The sequence below is a fragment of the Janthinobacterium sp. genome, assembly GCF_009923995.1.
Classification (GTDB): domain Bacteria; phylum Pseudomonadota; class Gammaproteobacteria; order Burkholderiales; family Burkholderiaceae_D; genus Janthinobacterium.
The window spans coordinates 1-22,337 of sequence record NZ_RFSK01000063.1 but is presented as its reverse complement, the minus strand read 5'-3'; the positions used below and the strand labels follow the sequence as shown (position 1 = coordinate 22,337).

The following is a 22,337-nucleotide window of genomic DNA, read 5'->3' as shown; positions in this document are numbered from 1 at the left end:
TGAAATGCACAAAAATCAAGCAATGGAATATATTTTCTTTAAGAAACAACAGGTTCTGGAATAAAATACTCACGCGCGCCGCTGGCGTGCGTCGTCTGTCGAATTTGTCGAGGAGTAAGCATGGCAAGGCCAGAGAAAGTCCGGCTCGGTGAAATTTTGGTGCAGCAGAAACTGCTGACGGAAGAACAGTTGGGCCAGGCCTTGACGGAGCAGAAGCGTTCGGGACGCAAGCTGGGACGGGTTTTCGTCGAGCACGGTTTTGTCACGGAAGAGCAGATTTCGGGCGCGCTGGCGCGCCAGCTCGACATTCCCTACATCAACCTGAAGTTTTTCAACATCAATCCCGAGCTGGTGCGGCTGCTGCCGGAAACCCAGGCGCGGCGCTTCCGCGCGCTGGTGCTGGAAGACCGGCGCGAAGGCTTGCTGGTCGGCATGTCCGATCCCACCGACCTGTTCGCGTACGATGAAATCTCGCGCCTCGTCAAGCGCCATATCGAGCTGGCCGTCGTCAACGAGACGGAAGTGCTGGCCGCCATCGACCGCATCTACCGCCGCACGGAAGACATTTCCACCCTGACGCGCGAGCTGGAGCAGGACCTGGGCGACGTCTCCGTCGATTTCGGCGCGCTGGCCGTCAATCCGGGCCTGGAAGAGGCGCCCATCGTCAAGCTGCTGCAATCCGTGTTCGAGGATGCCACGCAGGTGCGCGCTTCGGACATCCACATCGAGCCGCAGGAAGGCCGGCTGCAGATCCGCTTCCGCATCGACGGCGTGCTGCACCTGCAGACCGAGGCCGACATCAAGATCGCCAGCTCGCTGGCGCTGCGGCTGAAACTGATGTCGGACCTGGATATTTCCGAGAAGCGCCTGCCGCAGGACGGCCGCTTCGCCATCCGCGTGAAAAACCAGCGCATCGACGTGCGTATCTCCACCATGCCGACGCAGTACGGCGAATCCGTCGTCATGCGTCTGCTGAACCAGGGCGGCACGACCCTGCGCCTGGACGCCATCGGCATGCCGCCCGCGCTGGTGGCGCAGTTCCGCGCCATCGTCAGCCGGCCGAACGGCCTCGTGCTGGTGACGGGGCCGACGGGCAGCGGCAAGACGACGACCCTGTACTGCGCCTTGTCCGAACTCAATTCCGTGGAAAAAAAGCTCATCACGGTGGAAGACCCCGTCGAATACCGCTTGCCCGGCATTAACCAGGTGCAAGTGAACGACAAGATCGAGCTGAACTTTGCCAGGGTGCTGCGCTCGGCCCTGCGGCAAGACCCGGACATCGTGCTCGTCGGCGAGATGCGCGACCAGGAAACGGCGCAGATCGGCCTGCGCGCCGCCATGACGGGCCATCTGGTGCTGTCGACCCTGCACACGAACGACGCCATCAGCACGCCGCTGCGCCTGATGGACATGGGCGTGCCCCGCTACATGGTGGGCAGCTCGCTGCAGGCCGTGCTGGCGCAGCGCCTCGTGCGCGTCATCTGCGAAAGCTGCAGCACGCCGTACGCGCCCACGCCGAACGAATATGAATGGCTGCGCCTGGAACTGGGCGAGCTGGTCGAGCGCAACCAGTATTTCCACGGCAAGGGTTGCTCGCACTGCAACGGCATGGGCTACCGGGGCCGCACGGGTGTGTACGAATTGCTGGAAATCACGCGCGCCGTGGCGGACGCGGCCAACCATGCCGATCCGTCCCACTTCATGAAGGTGGCGTCGGCGCAGATGGCGGGCGAAACCCTGCGGCGCCACGCCGTGCAGCTGGTGGTCCAGGGCCGCACGACGGTGATGGAAGCGATGCGCATCAGCAACCAGAGCGAGGATTGAGGTGCCGTTCTTCGCTTACAAGGCGCGCAACGCCAATGGCGAGCTGCTGACCGGCGTGATGGAAGGGGCCGACAGCGGCGCCGTGGCCGACCAGCTGATGGCGGGCGGCATCACGCCCGTCGACATCAGCGCCACCCGGCAGACGGTGACGGGCGCCGGCGCCAGCCAGCTGAGCTGGTGGGACAAGCTGACGGAGAAGAAGGTCACGCCCATGGACGTGCAGCTGTTCAGCCGCCAGCTGTACACCCTGCTCAAGGCGGGCGTGCCCATCATGCGCGGCCTGGCGGGCCTGCAGGAGTCCGCCATCAGCCCCGCCTTTGGCCGCATCATCAAGGACGTGCGCGAGTCGCTCGACGCGGGGCGCGAACTGTCGGCCGCCATGGCGCGCCATCCCACGGTGTTTACGCCGTTCTACCTGTCGATGGTGCGCGTGGGCGAGATGACGGGGCGCCTCGACGACGTCTTCCTGCGCCTGTTCGACCACCTGGAATTCGACCGCGACATGCGCGCCCGCGTGAAATCGGCCACGCGCTACCCCACCTTCGTCCTGTTCGCCATGATCGCGGCCATGGTGGTCGTCAATATCTTCGTCATTCCCCAGTTCGAGAAGGTGTTTGCCAGCTTCCGCGCCGAACTGCCCCTGATGACGCGCATCCTGATCGGCACGTCGCGCTTCACCATCGACTACTGGCCGCTGATGCTGATGCTGGCCGCGGGCGCCTTCTTCGGCTGGCGCGCCTGGCTGGGCACGAAGGATGGCCGCTTCAAGTGGGACCGCGCCAAGCTGCGCATGCCCATCGCCGGCAAGATCGTCCTGAAGGGCACGATGGCCCGTTTCGCGCGCAGCTTCGCCCTGTCGAGCAGCAGCGGCGTGCCCATCGTGCAGGCGCTGACGGTGGTGTCGCAGACGGTCGACAACACTTACCTGTGCTCGCGCGTGGAACAGATGCGCGACGGCGTCGAGCGGGGCGAGAGCATCTTGCGCACCTCGGTGGCGGCGAACGTGTTTACTCCCGTGGTGCTGCAGATGATCGCCGTGGGCGAGGAATCGGGCTCGCTCGACGACCTGATGGACGAGATCGCGCAGATGTACGAGCGCGAAGTCGATTATGAGCTGAAGACGCTGTCGGCGCAGATCGAGCCGATACTCATCGTCTTCCTCGGCGCCATGGTGCTGGTGCTGGCGCTGGGTATCTTCCTGCCGATCTGGGACCTGGGCAAGGCGGCCCTGCATTGATGCCGCCCCGCCGCCGCCAGCACGGCTATACCCTGTTCGAGCTGGCGGTGGTGGCGTGCGTGTTCGCCATCCTGGTGACGGTGTTCCTCAGCCGGGTTGCGTATTATCAGCACGAGGCGGAGCGCGTGACCGTGGCGCAGACCCTGGGCAGCCTGCGCACGGGATTGCGCGTCAAGGCCCTGCAGCTGCACCTGGAAGGCCGGCGCGCGCAACTGCCCGCGCTGGCGCGGCAAAACCCCTTCGGCTGGCTGGCGGAAACACCGCCCAATTACCTGGGAGAATTTTACGGCCCGGAGCTGGAAAAACTCCCGGCAGGCAATTGGCTGTACGACAGAAAAGAACAAAAAGTCATCTATTTGTTAAGTAATGGCAATATTTTTTCCAGGACGAGGGTTGATGCAGTGAAATTTAAGGTAATCTTGCCGGGTGCAGACGCCGATGTGGAAAAGCTCGCCCAGGAACCAGATATTGTGGTGTGGAAAATGCCGGACTCGGTCGCCAACTGAGTGCCGCGCAGCGATGGTTTCATGTGTTGGTTTCATGTTTTTATATTGATTTTGGAGAGCTGGTATGAACAAATCCTTACGTAATCTGAAGAGCGGCGCGCAGGGCGGTTTCACCCTGATCGAACTGGTGGTCGTCATCGTCATCCTGGGTATTCTGGCGGCAACGGCGATCCCGCGTTTTACCGATCTGTCGGCTGACGCGCGCGTCGCCAAGATGCAGGCCGCTGCCGGTGCCGTGCGTGCCGGCTCGGCCATGTACCACGCGCAGTGGCTGGTCAGCGGCTCGCCCGCCGACGGCACCACCGTGGCGATGGAAGGCAAGGGCGTGCGCGGCGTGGCCGGCTATCCGGCCGGTACGGACGACGGCATCGTCGTGGCCGCTGGCGGCCTGAGCGACTATATCTTCGTTTCAAACGGCGGCGTCGTGACGATCACCCCGGACACCAGTCATACGGCCTGCGTGCTGACCTACACCCAGGCCGTGGCCGCCGTTGCGCCAGCTACGGCCGCCACGCCGCCCGATATCAATCCAAATGCCTTGACGCAGGCAAACTGCCGCTGATGCCGACATCGCCTGCGGCGCGCCGGCAGCATGGCGCGCTCCAGGCCGGATGGCAGATGCGTCAATCCAGCCCAACGCCAGGCATGCGCCGGTTGGGCTTTTTTACGGGCCTTCCATTGCTGCGACCATCGTTCTCCATCGTGTCTCCCGAATTGCGCCGCCCCGCCGCCCTGCGCAGGCGGGCGCGCGGCTTTACCATCATCGAACTGATTACCGTGCTGGTGCTGGCCGCCATCCTTGCCGCGGTGGCAGGCGCGCGGTTTTTCCAACGCGAAACATTTGACGCGCGCAGCCTGGCCGACCAGGCCGTCGGCATGCTGCGCTATGCGCAAAAGCTGGCCATCGCGCAAAACCGCCCCGTGTACGTGCGCCTCGATGGCAACAGCGTCGCCGTGTGCTTCACGGCCGCCTGCGACACGCCCGCCAGCCGCGTCGTGCCGCCGGCCGGCGGCAACGGGGGCGGCAAGTACACGCTGCAGTATTGCGCCGGGCAGAGCAACTGGCTGTGCGTGGGGCGTGCCGATGCGCTCAAGCTGAGCAGCGGGGCGGCGGGGTTTTTCTTCGACCCGCTGGGCCGGCCCTATTACACGGCCTTTGGCGACTTTGCCGCCGCGCTGGCCCTCGCCGTGGGCGGCGGCGGCCAGCAATACACGATCCTTGTCGAAGCGGAGACCGGCTATGTGCACCGCTAGGCGCCTTGCGGCCCGGCGCGCGCAGGCCGGCGTGACCCTGGTCGAGGTGGTGATCTTCATCGTCATCGTCTCCGTGGCCGTGATCGGCATCCTGGGCGTGCTGTCCTGGACCAGCAACAACAGCGCCGACCCGCAATTGCGCAAGCAGGCGCTGGTCATCGCCGAAGGCATGCTCGATGAAATCGAGGCGGCCCGCTTCACCTTTTGCGCGCTGAACGACCCGGCGGCGGCCACGGCAGCGAGCCCGGCCGACTGCACGACGGGGCCGGCGGCGCGCGGCACGCGGCCCTACGACCAGGTCAGCGATTATGCCCAGGCGGCCGCCTACACGACGGACGCGGCGGGCAATGCCTTCCCGGCCGGCTATGGCGCCGTCGTGACGGTCACGCCGGCCGCCCTGAATGGCATCGCCGCCAGCGAATCGCTGCAGATCCGCGTCGCCGTCGCCTTCCGCGGCCAGCCGCAGGTGGTGCTCGACGGCTACCGCACGCGCTACGCGCCGAACAGCATTCCATGATGACGACGCTTTCCCGGCGCCGCGCGCGCGGCTTTACCCTCGTCGAACTGGTGATCGTGATCGTCATCACGGGCATCGTCGGTGCCATGGTGGCCATGTTCATCCGCCTGCCCGTGCAGGGCTATATCGACGCGAATGCGCGCGCCGCGCTGGCCGACTTGGCGGACACGGCCACGCGCCGCATGGCGCGCGACATCCGCCTGGCCCTGCCCAACAGCGTGCGCGTGACGGGCAACGGCCGCTACCTGGAACTGCTGCTGACCAAGTCGGGCGGCCGCTACCTGGCCGAGGACGATCCGCCGGGCCTGGGGCCCGTGCTGGCCTTCGATGCCGGCACGCCGGTGCCCAATCCGCTGCAATTTACCATCGTCGGCGCGCCGCCGGCGAACAGCGGCGGCACCGTGCAAGCCGTCGCGGCGGGCGACTTCATCGCCGTCTACAACCTGGGCATCAACCTGCCCGACGCCTACAGCTGCGCCAGCGGTCCGCAAGGCTGCAACCTGGCCAGGGTCGCGGCCGTGAATGGCAGCACGGTCACCCTGGAGAGCAATCCCTTCCTGGCGCAGGCGGTGCCCCAGCCTTCTCCGACGCGCCGCTTCCAGGTCGTCACCACGCCCGTCACCTATGTCTGCGACCCGGCCAGCCGCACCTTGCGCCGCTATTCCCGCTATGCGATCGCGGCCCTGCAGCCGGCCGATACGGCTGCCACGCCCCTGTCGGGCGCCGGCGTGCAAGCCCTGCTGGCGGACCAGGTGCAGTCCTGCCTGTTCAGCTACAGCGCGCTGGCGAACCAGCAGCGGGGACTGGTCTCCGTCATGCTGCAGCTGGGGGCGACGGGCAGCAATACGGGCGCCGTGACCCTGGTGCAACAAGTACAGGTGAATAACACGCCATGAAGCCATCGCCTCCGTTCCCGCGCCGCGCGCGCGGCTTCAGCCTGGTCACGGCCATCTTCCTGCTGGTGGTGCTGGCGGGCCTCGGCGTGGCCATGACCAGCGTGTTTACCATGCAGCAGGTGGAATCGGCGCTCGACGTGCAGGGCGCGCGGGCCGACCAGGCCGCGCGCGCGGGCATCGAGTGGGCCGTCTACCGGCGCCTGATCAACGGGCAATGCGCCGCCGCCCAGTCGTTTGCCTTGCCTGCAGGCACTTCACTGTCACCGTTTACCGTCACCGTGCAATGCCAGCTGGCCACCGGGCCGGGCAGCCTGCGGACCTGGACCCTGACGGCCACTGCCTGCAACCAGCCGGGCGGCGGCGCCTGCCCGAATCCGCAGAATAACGCGGACTATGTGCAGCGGCGCATACAGGCGGTGTTGTCGGATTGAACGCAGCCGGTCAAGCGGCGCAAAAATAAATCGGCAAACCGCTGTTTTTACACGGAAAAGTTGACGTGATGAATTAAAATTGGTCTGATGCATTATCTGCGCGACAAGATCGTGACAGGCACTTACATGGATTGGTCGCATGGGTTTATTCGCTAGAGCAAAAAAATACGATGGATGGCTGGCGACGGCATTTGCCAGCGACGGCGTGAGCGCGGCCACCGTCACGCGCGTGGCCGGCGGCAAGCCGGTCGTCCGTGGCGTGGCTTTCCAGCCCGCGCCGCGGCCCGCGGGCGCCGACGTGCTGGAAAAGCTGGGCAAGCAGCTGCAGGCTCCGTCCTGGCGCTGCACCAGCCTGCTGGCGGCGGGCGAATACCAGCTGCTGGCGCTGGAAGCGCCGGCCGTGCCGCCCGAGGAGCGCAAGACGGCCGTGGGCTGGCGCCTGAAGGACATGCTGGACTTTCCCCTGGCCGAAGCCACCATAGACGTGATCGATATCCCCGGCGACCCGAACGGCGTGGCGCGCGGCGGCAGCGTCTTCGCCGTCGCCGCGCGCGACAGCGCCGTGTCGCGGCGCCAGGCGCTGTATGCCGACTGCAAGATCGCCCTGGCGGCCATCGATATACCGGAGATGGCACAGCGCAATATCGCCACCTTGCTGGAAACCCCGGGACGTGGCCTGGCCATGCTCAGCTTTGACGCCGACGGCGGCTTGCTGACGATGAGCCATAACCGCGAGCTGTACCAGGCACGCCGCATCGACGTCACCCTGGCGCAGCTGCGCGAAGCGGACGCCAGCGCCTTCCATGACCGCATCACCCTGGAACTGCAGCGCTCGTTCGACCACTTCGACCGCCAGTTCCACTATATTTCCGTGGCCCGCCTGCTGCTGGCGGCCGGCGGCGCCGACGGCTTGCACGGCTACCTGGCCGACAATCTGTACATGCCAGTGGAATTGCTGGACCTGGCCAGCGTCTTCGATTTCTCGGCCGTGCCGGAATTGCTGGACGCGGGCGCGCAGGCGCGCTACTTCCAGGTGCTGGGCGCCGCCTTGCGCGAGGAAGGGAAGGGCGCATGAGCCAGCAAATCAATCTGTTCAATCCCAAGTTTGAAAAGAAGGCGCACCGCGTCTCCGCCGCCACCTCGGCCCAGGCGCTGGGCCTGCTGGCCGTGGGCCTGGCGGCCCTCGCCTGGTACGGCCAGCGCCAGGTCGCCGGCCTGCAGGGCGAAGAGGCGGCCGTGAAGGCGCAGCTGAAGCAGCGCGAAGCGCGCCGCGACAAGGTGCTGCAGAATTTTCCGCCGCGCCGCAAGGACCCCGCGCTGGAAGGCCAGCTGGCCGGCGCCGAGGCGGACCGCGCCTCGCTGCGCCATGCGGCCGACGTGCTGGCCAGCGGCAACCTGGGCAATACGCGCGGCTATGCCGCCTATTTCCGCGCCTTTGCGCAAGCGAAGGTCGATGGCGTGTGGCTGACGGGCGTCAGCATCGTCGGTGCCGGCAATGAGATGGGCTTGCAGGGCAATGCCCTGCACCCGTCCCAGGTACCCGCCTACATCGCCAGCCTGGGACGGCAGGAGGTACTCAAGGGCAAGACTTTCGCCAGCCTCGATATCGGCCAGCCCGACACGCCCCCGGCCGAGCCCGGTAAGGCGGCCGCGCCGCCCCCGTACGTGCGCTTCAGCCTGCAGTCCTCGGCCGTCGCGGCAGCCGCGGCAGCGGCACCGGCCGCAGCGGAAGGAGCGCGTCGATGAAACAGCAGTGGAAGCAATGGGCCGACAAGTTCGACGCCCTGACCCTGCGCGAGCGCGTCATGGTGTTTGCCGCCTGCGCGCTGGCGCTCGTGTTCTGCGGCTATTTCATGGTGCTCGAACCGCTGTTCAGCCGGCATGCCCTGCTGACGGCCAGCATTGCGCAAAACCGGGGCCTGGCGACCGGCGTGGACAAGGAAATCGTCCTGCTCGTCGAAGCGAGCCAGAACGACCCGGACCAGGCCGCCCGCGCCCGCCTGCAGGTGCTGCTGGCGGAAACGGCAAAGCTGAAGGACGGGCTGCGGCACATGCAAAGCGGCCTGGTGGCGCCCGAGCGCATGCTGCAGCTGCTGGAAAGCCTGCTGCGCCAGCATGCGCGCCTGCGCCTGGTGTCGATGAAGACCCTGCCTGCCGGCGTGGTGGGCGAGGCGCCTGCCGCCGCACCCGCACCCGCACCTGTGTCGCCCGCAACGGCGGCCGGCGCGCCCGCCGCCAAGCCCCAGCCTGCCGCCCAGGTCCTGCACCGCCATGGCGTGGAGGTGGTGGTGGAAGGTTCTTATCCCGATATGGTGAACTATATGCAAGCGCTGCAAACGATGCCGACCCAGGTGTTCTGGGGCAAGGCGCGGCTGGAGGCCGATGCCTATCCCGTGGCGCGCCTGACCCTGACCCTGTACACCCTGGGCCTGGACGACACATGGATGGCCCTGTGATGCCCGCGCTGCGCCATGCCGCCGCGCTGCTCCTGCTGGGCTTGACGGTGGGCGGCGCCCGGGCGCAAGCTCTCGACGATCCCACGCGCCCGCCGGCCGCGCTGCACGCGCCGCAGGCCGGCGTGCCGGCGGCGCCGGCGCGGCCCCGGCTGGAGTCGGTCTTGATTTCCCGCAAGCCGGGCGGGCGCCGCATCGCCGTCATCGACGGGCAGATCGTGCGTCCCGGCAGCAAGGTGGGCAATGCCGTCGTGGTGGAGATCCAGGACACGGCCGTGATATTGCGAAAAGGTAAGTCGCTGGAAACAGTCAAGCTCTATCCGAGCAGCAAGACGGAACGGAAATGAAAACATGCTTATGAACAAAGACAAGTCGAACGGCGGAGCTGCAATGATTCGTATCAGCAAGATGGCGGCCATCATCGGCGTCAGCGTGGGCCTGGGCGCCTGCAACGTCGCCCCCGTCAAGCGCGATACCTACAATGCGATCACCGATGCCGTCAAGGGCGCGGCGGCCACCACCACGCCGGCGTCCCAGCCCGATGCCGTGGAAGCGGCCCTGCTGCCGCCCGTGGCGGCCCTGGCGCAGCAGTTGCCGAAGGCCCGCGCCGCGCTCGACGAACGCTTCAACGTGGCCTTCAACAACGTGCCGGCGCGCCAGTTCTTCACCTCCATCGTGGCCGGCACGCGCTACAACATGCTCGTCCACCCCGACATCGGCGGCACGATTTCGGCCAATCTGAAGGATGTCACCCTGTTCCAGGCGCTCGACGCCGTGCGCGAACTGTATGGCTACGACTACAAGGTCGAGGGCACGCAGATCTACATCAAGCCCCTGACCATGCAGACGCGCTTGTTCCACGTCAACTACCTGACGGGCGCGCGCAAGGGCAGCTCCAACCTGCGCGTGTCGTCGACCTCGGTCGCGTCCGTGGGACCGACCGTGTCGGGCGGCACGGGCAACAACGGCAGCAACGGCAGCAATGGCAACAGCACGCAGAACGCGGGCGGCCTCGTGCCGGGCGAAGACAGCAGCAACCTCACCACCACCTCGAACGCGGATTTCTGGCGCGAACTGAAGCTGTCGCTCGAAGCCATCGTCGGCAGCACGGAAGGCGGGCGGCAGGTGGTGCTCAGCCCGCAGTCGGGCGTGATCGTCATCCGCGCCATGCCGGAAGAGCTGCGCAATGTCGACATGTACCTGAAGGCAACGCAATTGTCCGTCGACCGGCAAGTCATCCTGGAAGCGAAAATCCTCGAAGTGCAGCTCAACGACAACTTCCAGACGGGCATCAACTGGGCTTCGTTCGCCTCCATCAAGAGCGGCCACACGAACCGCATCTCGACGGGTTTCATCCAGCCGGGCGGCACCCTGGCGCCGCTGCCCTTCAACGGCGGCCAGCCGCCCAACATGACGAACGGCAGCGGCCTGACGGCCAGCAGCGGCTTTGGCCTTAGTTCGGCGGCCACGTCGGCCGGCTCCATGTTCGGCCTGGCTTTCCAGACGGCCAACTTCGCCGCCATGATTTCCTTCCTGGAATCGCAGGGCACCGTGCACGTGCTGTCGAGTCCGCGCATCGCCACCATGAACAACCAGAAGGCCGTGCTGAAGATCGGCACTGACGAGTTTTACGTGACGGGCGTGTCGACCACCACCAACACCACGTCCAGCGGCGCCACCACCAGCCCCAACGTGACCCTGCAGCCCTTCTTTTCCGGTGTGGTGCTGGACGTGACGCCGCAGATCGATGCCGACGGCAACATCATCCTGCACGTGCATCCTTCCGTCAGCCAGGTCACCACCGTCAACAAGGAAGTCGACCTGGGCAGCGCCGGTTCGCTCAAGCTGCCGCTGGCCGCCTCCAGCACTTCCGAGATGGACAGCATGGTGCGCAGCCAGGACGGGCGCATCGTCGCCATCGGCGGCCTGATGCGCCAGGCGACGACGTCGGACCGCTCGCAGGTGCCGGGCGCGGGCGACATCCCCGTGCTGGGCGCGCTGTTCCGCAACACGGGGCAGGTGATCCAGAAGCGCGAGCTGGTGGTGCTGATCAAGCCCACCATCGTCGATGGCGCCAACAGCTGGAACGAGGACTTGCTCGATTCGGGCAAGCGCATCGAGGCGCTCGACCCGCGCCGTCCGTCGGAGCGGCGCTAAATGTACCAGGCCCATTTCGGCTTGCGCGAGGCGCCGTTCGGCCTCACGCCCGATACCAGTTTCTTCTTCAACGGCCCGCAGTCGCAGAAGGCGCTCAACACCCTGCTGGTGGCGGCGCGCAATGGCGAGGGCTTCATCAAGATCACCGGCGAAGTGGGCACCGGGAAAACTTTTCTTTGCCGCAAGTTCATGCAGTCGCTGGGGCCGGATTTCGTCACGGCCTACATCCCGAATCCGAACCTGTCGCCCCGTTCGCTGATCCTCGCCCTGGCCGAGGATCTCGATGTGCTGCTGGAAAAGGATATTGAGCAGCATCAATTGCTCAAGTCCCTCAACCTGCGCCTGCTCAACCTGGCGGCGCAGGGCAAGCGCGTGCTGCTGTGCCTGGACGAAGCCCAGGCCATGCCCGTCGAGAGCCTCGAAGCGCTGCGCCTGCTGACGAACCTGGAAACGGAAAAGCGCAAGCTGCTGCAGATCGTGCTGTTCGGCCAGCCGGAGCTGGACGTCAAGCTGGCCCTGCCGGAAATCCGCCAGCTGGCGCAGCGCATCACCTTTCACTATCACCTGGGGCCGCTTTCGCGCGACGACGTGGATTTCTATGTGGCCCACCGCCTGCGCGTGGCCGGCTTCGACGGTGCGCGCCTGTTCAGCCGCGGCGGCGTGGCCCGCCTGTACACGGCTTCCGGCGGCATCCCCCGCCTGATCAACATCATGGCGCACAAGGCGCTGATGGTGGCGTACGGCGAAGGCCGGCAGCAGGTCAGCGCCCGCCACGTGGCCCTGGCGGCCAGCGATACCGTGGCCAGCCAGGCCGGCTTCTGGCGCCGCCCCTGGCCGTGGCTGGCGGGCGCCGGCGTGCTGGCCGCCGCCTGCGGCGCAGGCTGGACTTTATTGAACCGATGACGAATGATGAGCCTGTAGATGAGCCTGATTAACAAGATGTTGCAAGACCTCGATGCGCGCGGCACCCCCGAGGGGCGCGCGGACGCGGAGGGCATCCGCTCCGTGCCCGAGCGCGAGCGGGGCGTGTCCCGCGCGCTCGTCTTCGGCGGCGCGGCCGGCCTGACGGCGGCGGCCATCGCCCTGGGCTGGGTCTACCTGAAGCGTCCGGCTGTGCCGCCCGTGCTCGTCAGCGTGGCCAGCACGCCGGCGTTGCCTGTTCCCGCTGCGCCACCTGCTGCGGCGCCAGTCGTCGTTGCGGAGCCTGCGCCCGTACCTGTGCCTGCGCCAGCGGAGCCACGCGGCATGCCCGTAGTAGCGGCCGCGGAACAGGCTGAACCGGCAGTCAAGGTGAAATCCAAGGCCAAGGCGCCGGCCGATATTGGCGACATGGAATTGCATCGCGTTACCGGCAGAGCCTCCCAGCCAGCCGCCGCCCCCGTGCCGAAGACGGCGCCCGCCACCAGCGAACGCATTGTCGACGGCAAGCAGGTCACGCCGCAGCAGCGCGTGGAAAATACCTACCGGCGCGCGCTGGGCCAGCTGGAAGACGGCCGCGTGTCCGAAGCCCTGGCCGGCTTGCAGCAGACCCTGCAGCTCGACCCGCGCCACCAGGGCGCGCGCGAAACCCTGGTGCGCCTGCTGCTGGAAGCGCAGCGCCCGGACGAGGCGGCCCGCCAGTTGCAGCTGAGCCTGGCACTGGACCCGAAACAGCCGGCGCAGGCCATGATGCTGGCCCGCTTGCAGCTGGACAAGACCAACGGCGGCCCGGCGGCGCTCGACACCCTGATGCGCAGCCTGCCGTATGCCGCCGACAATGGCGACTACCGCGCCTTCCTGGCCGGCGTGCTGCAGCGCGAACAGCGCTACCGCGAAGCGGCCGAGCAATACCAGCTAGCCCTGCAGACGGCGCCCGACAACAGCGTCTGGTGGATGGGCCTGGGCATCGCCTTGCAGGCCGACAACCACCCGGCCCAGGCGCGCCAGGCGTTCGAGCGGGCCAAGGGCTTGCAGACCTTGTCGCCCCAATTGCAGGCATTTGTCGAGCGCAAGCTGGTGCAGCTGGCGGCGGTCAAGTAAGCGGCGGCCGGGTGCGGACGCTCCATCCTGACAGGGGACGATGATGAAACTTCAACTGCTGGGTGCCACGCTGCTGGCATCCGCCTGTGCCGCCGCGGCGGCGAATGGCGTGGCGCCGGTGCATTTTTCCGGCAAGATCGTCAGTGCGGCAAACGCGCGGCCGCAGAAGCTGGCCGTCTTTGCCGACTGCCAGGATGGGCGCGCGCGCATCCAGGGCAGCACGGATGGCGGCGCCTACCGCATCGACCTGCCGCCCGGCATCACTTGCGTCATGATGCTGGGCGAGCAGACGTGGGATTCCGACCCGCAAGTGGTGTTCGACGCCCGCACGGCGCTGCCGCTGCCCATGCGGGTCTACCCGCGGCAGGTGCCGGAGCCTGCCCTGGCGCGCGAGCTGTTCGAGATGGGCGAGCAGGACAGCGCGATGCGCCATGCCGTCGCTGCGGCGCCGGGCGATGCGGCCCTGCAGCAGCGCCTGGCAAGGGACGATGGCGCGCGTTCGCGGCGCCTGGCGCAGATCATCGCGGACAAGGGCTGGCCCACGCATAGCATGGTGGGCGCGCCCGCGGCCCGCGGCGCCTGGCTGGTGGCCCAGCATGCACCGGCGCAAGACTTGAAGCGCTGGCTGGCGCTGATGCAGGATGCCGCGCGCCGGCACGAGATGAATCTGCCCAACCTGGCCACGTCGGTCGACCGCGTCCTCGTCAACGACGGCAAGCCGCAGCGCTACGGCACCCAGTTCCACGCGCGCGCCGATGGCACGATAGTGCTCCGGCCGATCGAGGACGCGGCCCATGTCGATGCGCGCCGCTACGGCATGGGGCTGTCTTCGCTTGCGCAGAACCTGGCCGTCATGGCGCCCGCGCCGCAGCGGGAAGCGGCCCGCCCTGCGGCCAATTGACGCGTTTGACTTGCCGCAAGGCCGCACGCGCGCCAGCCCTCCCGGCGTGCTGCAGCGCGCGTGCGTGAACCGTTCGGCGGCAGGGGGCGCCGCGCCTGCAACCACGGGCGCTGAAGTGCTACAGTGGACATTCACTCTTGGAGGCGGAGCATGGCGAAATGGCAGCGGTTGTGGGTAGGGTGTGTCGCGGGGCTGGCGTGCGCCGGACCGGCGGGGTTTACCGAGCTCAACAAGAACGCGCGGGAGGGAAGCAAGGGGGCGGTCAAGTCGATCACCGAGCTGATGCGCGACAAGACGGCGCTGTCGGACCAGGGCGGCTTGTTCAGTGACGGCTGCGTGATCCGCTCCGGCGTGCCGTCCAGGCGCTTCGTGATCGGTGCCGTCAGCAACGGCGAAGCCATCGTGGCCATCGAGCACGGCGGCCGCGCCAGAGGCATCGACACGGTGGCGTTTCGCCAGGAGGAGCAGCACTGGAAACCCGTGGAGCAGGGCAGGGTGGCGTATGGCGTGACCCTGTTGACGACGAAGATCCTGGTGCAGCAGCACCGGCAATCGGCGGCCCCCGTGCAGTCCTACTGAGCAACGGCCTGGCGTCAGAACAGCTCGTCGAGCAGCAAGTGGAAGCGCTGCCTGTGCTGGTCCGGCGCGGGCAAGCCGTAGCGCGCGAAAAGCCTGTCCTGCAGCTCGGCGCCAAACTCGCCCAGGCAGTTCCACAGGATGGCCAGGTCCTGGTAGCGGTCGGCCACGCCGGCGCGGCCGACATCGATGCAGCCGACGACCTGGCCTTCATGCATGAGCAGGTTATCCAGCGAAAAATCCCCATGCGTCACCACGGGGTCGGGCGCGAGGGGCAGGCAGTCCTGTATCGCCTGCCATACCTGTTCCGCCGTCCAGCCCGCGCGTTCCGCATCAAAATCATCGGTATCGACGAGGCCCGCATCGATGCGCTGGCGGGCCAGGCGCAGCCTGGCGCCATGCCCGCTGTCGAAGGGGCAGGCGCTCGCGGGGATGGCATGCAGGCGGCGCAAGAAGGCCGCGAGCGCGTCGACGACGGCAGGACCTTGTCCCGGGTCCGCTTGCAGCAGCTGGTATGCCGTTTTTCCCGGCATGGCCGTCATCAGCAGCCATGCCTGGTCCGTTGTCCAGGTGAACTGTTCGACGGCGGGCACGGGCAGGTGCTGCCGCAGCCACCGCAGCCGCGCCATTTCGTCCGCCAGCATGCCGGCGACGTCATTCCGGCCATGTTTCAGGAACAGCTCCGGCGCGCCGGGCCGGCCATGCAGGCGGTAGACGGCCGCGCCCGATTCGCCGACGGTGTCGCGCGCCCATTGATATCCGTCAAGGCGCAGGGACAGGTCGGGTGGCAAGGGCGCCGGCGCAGTGCGGCGTTCGCGTCTGGAGGTTGTCATGTGATTTTCCCGGCAGGAAGACGCGCTTGCGCGTCTTCGAGAATGAAGAGCACGCGAGCGTGTTTCCTTTCGTGCTCACGCATGGACTGCGGCGTAGTTGACGCCTGTAAAAAGCATGGCTTCACGGGCGCATCAATGCCGGCAGGATCAGCTTGGTTAGCAATTTTTCGCTGAGTCCATGGGCGTCGCGCACCTGGAAGTTGGTCGTGGTGATGACGACCACGGCATCGAGTTCCGGCAGGACCAGCACCTTATTGCCGCCGGAGCCCGCCATCCCATAGCTTTGCACCGTGCGGCCGTTGGCCGTGAACGGTTGCAGCCACCACAGGTAGCCATAGTCCATGCCTTCGCGCGCGTTCGCGTGGGGCGCGATCGAGCGCTTGACCCATTCGGCCGGCATCACCTGCCTGCCATGCCAGCGCCCGCCGTCGAGGTAGAGCTGGCCTAGCTTCATCAGATCGACGCTGCGCAGCTGCAAGCCGCCGCCCGTCATGGCGCTGCCCTTGGGCTGGAATTGCCATTTCACCTTGTCGATGCCCAGCGGCTGGAACAGGTTGGCGGCGGCGAAGTCCGGCACGCCCTGGCCGCTCACCTTTTCGAGCAGCGGCCCCAGCAGCGTTACGCCGGCCGTGCAATAGCTCCAGGCGCGGCCATACGGCGATTGCTCGGGACGGGGCTGCCATTCGGGAAAGCCGCGGATCGGCAGGTCCGCCACGAAGCGGCTCCAGTCTTCCACGAGATACATGCGTTCTTCGTTGCCGCGCGAATGCTGGTTGTCGTCGTCGCATTCAAGCAGCGAGCTCATGGTCAGGAAATCCTCGACCGTGATCTTGTCCTTGCGCGGGTCGGCATGGGCCAGCGGGCGCAGTTCCGGAAAGTAGGGCAGGACGGGCGTGTCGGCACGCAAGAGCTTGCGCTCGATGGCCAGGCCGACCAGCATGCCGGCCACCGTCTTGCCAACCGAGCGCGTGTTGCGCAGGCTTTCGGCGCCATCCTTGTCGAAGTAGTGTTCGTAGAGCAGCTTACCATGCTGCGCCACGACGACGCTGGTGATCTGCTTGTAGTCGCCCGCTTCGATGGCGGTGGTGACGCCGTCCAGTTCGCCCGCGTGGACGCTGCCGCCGAAGGCCAGAAGAAGGGGAAGGTATCGTAACATGGGTGTGCTCCAGGGTTGGAAAAGGGCAGTCTAGTCTTGCAGTCTGGGCATTGTCTTGGACGTTTGAAACATTTGGCGACGATAGTTGCTCGGCGTCATGCCGTAGCGGGCCTGGAAGGCGCGGCTCATGTGGCTCTGGTCGGCAAAGCCCACGCTCAGCGCCACGTCGGCCATGCTCAGTTCCGGGCGGCCCAGCAGGCCGCAGGCCTGGTCGACGCGGCGCCAGCGCAGCAGGTCGCCCGGCGAACAGCCCCAGGCCTGGCGGAACACTCGGGCCAGGTGCACGGGATGCACGCCCAGGGCGGCGGCCACGTCGGCGATGCGCAGATGCGTGTCATTGGCCAGGTCCATCACGGCTTCATAGGCCTGGTGCGCCCAGCCGGGCAGGGCGGGGCGCGCCTGCCGGGGCGCCTTGTGCAGGCTGGCCAGCATCTCCCACGCGCCCGCTTCGAGCAAGGCACCGTCGCCGCCGCGGCTCACTTCGCACGCGAGCCGGAACGCGGCCGCCGCGCTGGCCGTATCGCGCAACACGGTGGCGCATTCCTGGGCCGCATGCACTTCCTCGGCGCCCGACAGCAGGGCGGGGTCGAGCGATACCGTCATGAAACTGCCCTTGCCATCGACGAAGCGGTCGCGGTGCGTCGTGCCGGCCGGATTGAAGACGAGGGTGGGCGAAGGCGCGCGCGGCGGGGCGTGCAGGGCGCTGGAAATATACGTGCCGGACAGGACGAAGACGAAATGGGCATCGTCATGCCGGTGCGTTTCGACTTCATCCTCTTCACGCGTGGCCTTCAGGCGGCGGATATCGAAAATGCTGCCGCGCGCGCCGTGATGCACGTCGCCATAGAATTGGCCGGACTTGAACTGGAGTGGAGTGGTCATATCGGCATGGTATGCGCGGCCGCCCTGGCGGGCGAGCGCGGGACGACGAATGGCGCCACGCGCGGGATGAACGGTCGATTCCGGGGAATGCACGGCATGCCGGACGGCGGCGTCAGGCCGGCTTTGCGTGGCCGGTGGCAGGCGTGCAGGCATGTGGCTGTGTAAAATCTGCGGCGCGTCCAGATGCCGCCAGCGACACTGGACGCCGGCAGCGGTCATCGATAAGGTCATAAGGTCATAAGGTCATAAGGTAAGGTGCAATGCGTACATTGAATGAATTATTGGATAGGGACGATCCGGCGTTTCCGCTGATCCGGCAATGGGCCGGCGAGGCCGACATCCCGGTGGAATTGCTGCCACCCTCGGCCGGCAGGGACGATGTGCTGCTGAGTCTGCAGGTCACCACGCGCTCGCCCCTGGGCGCGATCGCCTATGAAACGGGGGGCATCCTGGTGGATGACGGCTGGCTCCGGATACTGGGCTCGGGACATGGCAAGCTCGGCCGGAACATTGCTACGTGGAATGAAGGAAGGGCCGAGGGTTTTCTGCTGGTGGCCGACGACGTGCTGGGCGGCTTCTTTGCCATCAACGGCGGTGCGCTCGGGCCGGACCAGGGCAAGATGTATTACTTTGCACCCGAGACACTGGCGTGGGAAGCGCTGGAGATCGGTTTCACGGCGTTTGTCGCATGGGCCTTTACCCGCCAGCTGCGGCAGTTTTACGGCCGGCAGCCCGGCGCGGCGGCGGACTTTGACGAATTGCCCTTGTCCGGCGAACTGTGTCTGACTTTTTATCCCTTTCTGTGGACGCAGGAAGGTTCCCTCAAGACCAGTTCGCGGCGCGCCATTCCGGTGGCGGAGCAGTGGGCGCTCAACCTTGATCTGCAACAGACCTTGCCGGATGCGCGGGCGGGCAAGCGCTGAGGCTGATTTACAGCCGCGCTTCGTCGCCCCACACGTGCCGCATGCTGAAATGCAGGCCCGCGTCGTCCTCGTGCAGCGAGGACACGATGGCAAAGCGGCTGTCGGCCGTGTCGCGCGGGGCCAGCTGGGCCAGTTCGGCGGCGGCCAGGGGCGCGCCCAGCGGGTCGCTCAGCGGGTGCACGTGGGCGGCACCCCGTTGCGTGACGACGCCCAGTTCGCCGCTGCGCAGGCGGACCAGGGTGCCGGGTGGATACTTGCCCAGCAGCTTGACGAACTGTTCGCCCAGCAGCGGATCGATGGGCACGCCCTGGTCGAGGAAGATGTGCTGCAGCGCCTGGTCCGGCAGGATGGAGCGGCGGTAGTTGCGCGCCGAGACGCGGGCGCAATAGCGGTCGGCCAGGCCGATCAGCTTGGCGTTCTGCAGGATTTCATCGGCCGTGCGCCCCTGCGGATAGCCGCTGCCGTCGTCGTTTTCATGGTGCAGCAGCACGCAGCTGAGCCATTCCTCGTCGTCGACGCCGGCGCAGCGCAGCAGTTCCTCGCTTTCCTGCGGATGCTGGCGCACGATGCGCATTTCCTCGTCGTTCAGGGGGCCGCGGCGGTCCTGGAAGCTGTCGTGGTGGCGCAGCATGCCCACGTTCATGGTCAGGGCGGCGGCGCCGATCAGCAGCAGCTCGTCGTGGGACTTGTGCATGCTGCGGCCCACGAGCATGGCCAGCAGCGCTGTTTCGATGCAGTGGCGCACGGCATAGCTGCCGGCGATCTGGTTGAGCAGGATGCTGGCCAGGGCGATGTCTGCATCGTGTTCGAGCGCGCGCAGCAGTTCGCGGGCGATGTCGCGCACGTCGCGCTCGGCATTGTTTTCGCTGCGCAAGTCCAGCAGCAGCCGTTCCAGGCGCTGCGCCGCTTCGTTCAGCAGGCGCAGGACGGAAGGCTGGTCCGGCGCGCCCACGTACAGGCCCAGCTGCAATAGCCGCCCCAGCTGGGTGCCATCCGTAATGATCTGGCCCTTGCGTAGTTGCGGGCCGGCACTATGGTCCGCCAGGAACAGATCCCAGGGCAGGGGTTCGCCGGGAACCAGGTCGGCCGGGCCGATGCGACGCTGTACCATGCTGTCATCCTTTGCCCCGCCGCAGCGGAGCCATGCTCAATGCTCGGTTATATGCTGCGCAGGCGCTCCAGCGCCAGGCGCAAGGTATCGTCCTGCTTGGCGAAGCAGAAGCGCACGATGCCCGATTCCTTGCCCTGCGCATAGAACGCGGAGACGGGAATGGCGGCCACCTTGATTTCCGCCGTCAGCCATTCGGCGAACTGCGCTTCGCTCTCTTGCGAAATGGCATCGTAACGCACGCACTGGAAATACGTGCCGTCGGCCGGCAGCAGGGTAAAACGGCTGCCCGCCAGGCCGTCGCGGAACAGATCGCGCTTGCGCTGGTAAAACGCGGGCAAGTCCAGGTAGGGCTGCGGCGCGGCCATGTAGCCGGCGATGCCGTGCTGCATGGGCGTGTTGACGGTAAACACGTTGTACTGGTGCACCTTGCGAAATTCCGCCGTCAGGGCCGCTGGTGCCGCCACGTAGCCCACTTTCCAGCCCGTCACGTGGTACGTCTTGCCGAAGCTGGAGGCGATGAAGCTGCGCGCGGCCAGTTCCGGGTGGCGGCTCAGCGATTCATGGCGCACGCCGTCGTAGACCATGTGTTCGTAGACTTCATCGGACAGGATGAGGATTTGCGTGCCGCGCACGATGTCGGTCAGCGCGGCGATGTCGGCCGGGCGCAGGATGGTGCCCGTCGGATTGTGGGGCGTATTGATGATGATCAAGCGCGTCTTGGGGCTGACGGCGGCGGCCAGCTTGTCCCACGGCACGCTGTAGCCTTGCTCGCCCACTTCCATGGACACCAGCACGGGCACGCCGCCGGCCAGGGCGATGGCGGGCAGGTAGCTGTCGTAGGCCGGTTCGATGACGATGACTTCGTCGCCCGGGTGCACGCAGCATAAAATCGCCGTGGTCAGCGCCTGCGTGGCGCCGGCCGTGACGGTGATTTCCGTGCCCGCATCGTAGGTGTGGCCGTACAGGCTGGCGATCTTCGCGGCGATGGCCTCGCGCAGGGGGGCGGCGCCCGTCATCATGGGATACTGGTTGTGGCCGGCGCGCATGGCGCCGCTGACCAGCTCGACCAGGGCCGGGTCGCAATCGAAATCGGGAAAGCCCTGGCCCAGGTTGACGGCGCCGTGCTGGACCGCCAGGCTGGACATGCGGGTAAACACGGTGGTGCCCACGAGAGGCAAGCGGGTGGTCAGGGCGGGAGTCGTGTAGGGCAGGGACGGGCTGTTCATGAACGGTAGGGTCGCGGTGCGGAAAGTGGAATCGTTTCCCATTCTAGCGCAGCGCGTGGCGTTCCGTGCAGCCCTCGCTGGCTCAGCCCGGCAAGGCCCAGCCTTCCGGCACCATGATCTTGAACATGCCGGCCTTGGCCGTCTTGCGGGCCAGTTTCAGCAGGGCCTTGTCCTTGGTGATGAGGATGTCGGCATTGGCGTCGCGCGCCAGTTCGAGGAATTTCTGGTCATCCTTGTCCGTGCAGACGGGCAGGCGCACGCCGGAGACGGGCGGCGCCACGACCGTGATGTGGGCGTCGAAGCGGGCGGCGGCGACGGCGCGGCTGGCTTCATCGAGGGGCAGATGCTTGTAATGCAGGACGACCAGATATTCCGCGCGGCAATCTTCGCGCGTGATGGCGTGCACGGCGCCGCTTTCCATGGCCGCCAGCAGGGGCGCCCAGCGGGGGTCGTTGAAGACGAACAGGTCGAGGCAGACGTTGGTGTCGAGGACGAGTTTTTGTGGAGCAGGTATCATGTCGGCAATTCTATTCTGTAGTGATAATTTATGTTGATCGTGCTTTCGCCCGCCAAGAGTCTCGACCTGGAGACGCCGCCAACAACCACGTTGCACAGCACCCCCGATTTTCTCGACCATTCCGCCCAGCTCATAGCCCGCATGCGCCAGTTTTCGCCCGCCGAAGTGGGCAGCCTGATGGGTATTTCCGACGCCTTGTCCGCCCTCAACGTGGCCCGCTATGCGTCCTGGACGCCCAGGCTCGATGATGCGCGCCAGGCCATCATGGCCTTCAATGGCGACGTGTACGCCGGTTTCGAGGCGCGCAGCCTGCAGCCTGCCCAGCTCGACTACGCCCAGTCGCAGGTGCGCATCCTGTCGGGCCTGTATGGCCTGCTGCGTCCGCTCGACCTGATCCACCCGCACCGCCTGGAAATGGGCACGCGCTTGTCGACGGCGCGCGGCAAGGATCTATACGCGTTCTGGGGCGACACCATTACCGAAGGTTTGAACCGCACGGCCAGGGAGCAGGGCGCCAAGGTGCTGGTCAATCTTGCTTCCGAGGAATATTTCAAATCCGTCAAGCCGCGCCAGCTGGACGTGCCCGTCATCGCGCCCGTGTTCGAGGACTGGAAGAACGGCAAGTATAAAATCATTTCCTTCTACGCCAAGCGCGCGCGCGGCATGCTGGCCCGCTACGCGGCCGTCAACGCCATCCGCGATCCGGAACAGCTGAAGCAGTTCGACGTCGATGGCTATGGTTTCGTGCCGGAAGCGTCGAACGACACCAGCTGGGTATTTAGACGCAAGGTGGGCGAATAGGCGCGCATGAATCGGTAAAGCCCCCCAGCTGCAAAAGCTGGGGTCGTACCCTGAGGGTACGACCCCGGTTCTTGCTTTTGGGGTTGAAGCAAGAAAAAAAACCGGGCTAGCCCGGTT

25 protein-coding genes are annotated in these 22,337 nt (G+C 66.5%); 19 read left to right on the top strand and 6 right to left on the bottom strand.

Features of this window, described 5'->3' with window-relative positions:
• The first annotated feature begins 120 nt into the window (after window positions 1–120).
• From EBS11_RS23480 to EBS11_RS23400, 17 genes are all read left to right on the top strand, one after another.
• Window positions 121–1,824: a GspE/PulE family protein gene (locus EBS11_RS23480; RefSeq protein ID WP_290606996.1), complete on the top strand. Its 1,704-nt coding sequence runs from the start codon at window positions 121–123 to the stop codon at window positions 1,822–1,824.
• A gap of 1 nt (window position 1,825) precedes the next feature.
• A complete protein-coding gene (locus tag EBS11_RS23475; RefSeq protein WP_290606995.1) occupies window positions 1,826–3,061 on the top strand; it encodes a type II secretion system F family protein in 1,236 nt (411 codons plus the stop codon).
• A complete protein-coding gene (locus EBS11_RS23470; protein WP_290606993.1) occupies window positions 3,058–3,567 on the top strand; it encodes a type II secretion system protein in 510 nt (169 codons plus the stop codon). The genes EBS11_RS23475 and EBS11_RS23470 overlap by 4 nt, the downstream gene beginning before the upstream one ends.
• Window positions 3,568–3,631: 64 nt before the next feature.
• Window positions 3,632–4,129 carry a type II secretion system protein gene (locus EBS11_RS23465; protein WP_290606991.1) on the top strand — a complete coding sequence of 166 codons (498 nt, stop codon included), beginning with the start codon at window positions 3,632–3,634 and terminating at the stop codon, window positions 4,127–4,129.
• Window positions 4,130–4,185: 56 nt separating this feature from the next.
• Window positions 4,186–4,821, top strand: a complete 636-nt coding sequence (locus EBS11_RS23460) for a prepilin-type N-terminal cleavage/methylation domain-containing protein (RefSeq protein WP_290606989.1) — start codon at window positions 4,186–4,188, stop codon at window positions 4,819–4,821.
• A complete protein-coding gene (locus tag EBS11_RS23455) occupies window positions 4,808–5,338 on the top strand; it encodes a prepilin-type N-terminal cleavage/methylation domain-containing protein (protein ID WP_290606988.1) in 531 nt (176 codons plus the stop codon). Before EBS11_RS23460 ends, EBS11_RS23455 begins: the two co-directional genes overlap by 14 nt.
• Window positions 5,335–6,234: a prepilin-type N-terminal cleavage/methylation domain-containing protein gene (locus EBS11_RS23450; protein ID WP_290606987.1), complete on the top strand. Its 900-nt coding sequence runs from the start codon at window positions 5,335–5,337 to the stop codon at window positions 6,232–6,234. The genes EBS11_RS23455 and EBS11_RS23450 overlap by 4 nt, the downstream gene beginning before the upstream one ends.
• Entirely contained in the window at window positions 6,231–6,665 is a 435-nt protein-coding gene (locus EBS11_RS23445) for an agglutinin biogenesis protein MshP (protein ID WP_290606985.1), read from the top strand. The genes EBS11_RS23450 and EBS11_RS23445 overlap by 4 nt, the downstream gene beginning before the upstream one ends.
• Before the next feature lie 139 nt (window positions 6,666–6,804).
• The gene (locus EBS11_RS23440) at window positions 6,805–7,740 is read left to right on the top strand and encodes an agglutinin biogenesis protein MshI (RefSeq protein WP_290606983.1); all 936 of its coding nucleotides are present in this window, start codon (window positions 6,805–6,807) and stop codon (window positions 7,738–7,740) included.
• Window positions 7,737–8,411: a PilN domain-containing protein gene (locus tag EBS11_RS23435; RefSeq protein WP_290606981.1), complete on the top strand. Its 675-nt coding sequence runs from the start codon at window positions 7,737–7,739 to the stop codon at window positions 8,409–8,411. The genes EBS11_RS23440 and EBS11_RS23435 overlap by 4 nt, the downstream gene beginning before the upstream one ends.
• On the top strand, window positions 8,408–9,121 hold the full coding sequence (gene gspM / locus EBS11_RS23430) for a type II secretion system protein GspM (protein ID WP_290606979.1): 714 nt from the start codon (window positions 8,408–8,410) through the stop codon (window positions 9,119–9,121). Before EBS11_RS23435 ends, gspM begins: the two co-directional genes overlap by 4 nt.
• Window positions 9,106–9,465, top strand: a complete 360-nt coding sequence (locus EBS11_RS23425; RefSeq protein WP_290606978.1) for an MSHA biogenesis protein MshK — start codon at window positions 9,106–9,108, stop codon at window positions 9,463–9,465. The genes gspM and EBS11_RS23425 overlap by 16 nt, the downstream gene beginning before the upstream one ends.
• Before the next feature lie 10 nt (window positions 9,466–9,475).
• Window positions 9,476–11,275 carry a pilus (MSHA type) biogenesis protein MshL gene (mshL, locus tag EBS11_RS23420; RefSeq protein WP_290607013.1) on the top strand — a complete coding sequence of 600 codons (1,800 nt, stop codon included), beginning with the start codon at window positions 9,476–9,478 and terminating at the stop codon, window positions 11,273–11,275.
• Window positions 11,276–12,178 carry an AAA family ATPase gene (locus tag EBS11_RS23415; RefSeq protein WP_290606976.1) on the top strand — a complete coding sequence of 301 codons (903 nt, stop codon included), beginning with the start codon at window positions 11,276–11,278 and terminating at the stop codon, window positions 12,176–12,178. It begins immediately after the preceding gene.
• An 18-nt stretch (window positions 12,179–12,196) separates the two neighbouring features.
• Window positions 12,197–13,294 (top strand): tetratricopeptide repeat protein, encoded by a 1,098-nt coding sequence (locus EBS11_RS23410; RefSeq protein ID WP_290606974.1) that lies wholly within the window; start codon window positions 12,197–12,199, stop codon window positions 13,292–13,294.
• Window positions 13,295–13,334: 40 nt separating this feature from the next.
• Window positions 13,335–14,195 (top strand): DUF6624 domain-containing protein, encoded by an 861-nt coding sequence (locus EBS11_RS23405; RefSeq protein WP_290606972.1) that lies wholly within the window; start codon window positions 13,335–13,337, stop codon window positions 14,193–14,195.
• 150 nt (window positions 14,196–14,345) lie between these two features.
• Window positions 14,346–14,774, top strand: a complete 429-nt coding sequence (locus EBS11_RS23400; RefSeq protein WP_290606970.1) for a hypothetical protein — start codon at window positions 14,346–14,348, stop codon at window positions 14,772–14,774.
• Window positions 14,775–14,788: 14 nt separating this feature from the next.
• On the opposite strand, the gene EBS11_RS23395 is transcribed toward EBS11_RS23400, so the two are convergent.
• The 3 genes from EBS11_RS23395 to EBS11_RS23385 form a co-directional block, all read right to left on the bottom strand.
• Entirely contained in the window at window positions 14,789–15,604 is an 816-nt protein-coding gene (locus EBS11_RS23395; RefSeq protein ID WP_290606968.1) for an APH(3')-I family aminoglycoside O-phosphotransferase, read from the bottom strand.
• Between the two features lie 121 nt (window positions 15,605–15,725).
• Window positions 15,726–16,760, bottom strand: a complete 1,035-nt coding sequence (locus EBS11_RS23390) for a serine hydrolase (protein WP_290606966.1) — start codon at window positions 16,758–16,760, stop codon at window positions 15,726–15,728.
• Window positions 16,761–16,790: 30 nt separating this feature from the next.
• Complete coding sequence (locus EBS11_RS23385) at window positions 16,791–17,642, bottom strand: helix-turn-helix transcriptional regulator (protein ID WP_290606964.1); 852 nt, start codon at window positions 17,640–17,642, stop codon at window positions 16,791–16,793.
• Window positions 17,643–17,902: 260 nt separating this feature from the next.
• On the opposite strand from EBS11_RS23385, the gene EBS11_RS23380 reads away from it, so the two are divergent.
• Entirely contained in the window at window positions 17,903–18,565 is a 663-nt protein-coding gene (locus tag EBS11_RS23380) for a DUF2625 family protein (RefSeq protein ID WP_290606962.1), read from the top strand.
• A 7-nt stretch (window positions 18,566–18,572) separates the two neighbouring features.
• Here EBS11_RS23380 and EBS11_RS23375 read toward each other — a convergent pair whose 3' ends face one another.
• From EBS11_RS23375 to EBS11_RS23365, 3 genes are all read right to left on the bottom strand, one after another.
• Window positions 18,573–19,676 (bottom strand): HD domain-containing phosphohydrolase, encoded by a 1,104-nt coding sequence (locus EBS11_RS23375; protein WP_290606960.1) that lies wholly within the window; start codon window positions 19,674–19,676, stop codon window positions 18,573–18,575.
• Window positions 19,677–19,723: 47 nt separating this feature from the next.
• On the bottom strand, window positions 19,724–20,902 hold the full coding sequence (locus EBS11_RS23370; protein ID WP_290606958.1) for a pyridoxal phosphate-dependent aminotransferase: 1,179 nt from the start codon (window positions 20,900–20,902) through the stop codon (window positions 19,724–19,726).
• Window positions 20,903–20,984: 82 nt separating this feature from the next.
• Window positions 20,985–21,419 (bottom strand): putative toxin-antitoxin system toxin component, PIN family, encoded by a 435-nt coding sequence (locus tag EBS11_RS23365; protein ID WP_070281998.1) that lies wholly within the window; start codon window positions 21,417–21,419, stop codon window positions 20,985–20,987.
• A gap of 30 nt (window positions 21,420–21,449) precedes the next feature.
• Between EBS11_RS23365 and yaaA the strand changes: the two genes are divergently transcribed.
• On the top strand, window positions 21,450–22,220 hold the full coding sequence (yaaA, locus tag EBS11_RS23360) for a peroxide stress protein YaaA (RefSeq protein WP_290606955.1): 771 nt from the start codon (window positions 21,450–21,452) through the stop codon (window positions 22,218–22,220).
• Window positions 22,221–22,337: the final 117 nt, after the last annotated feature.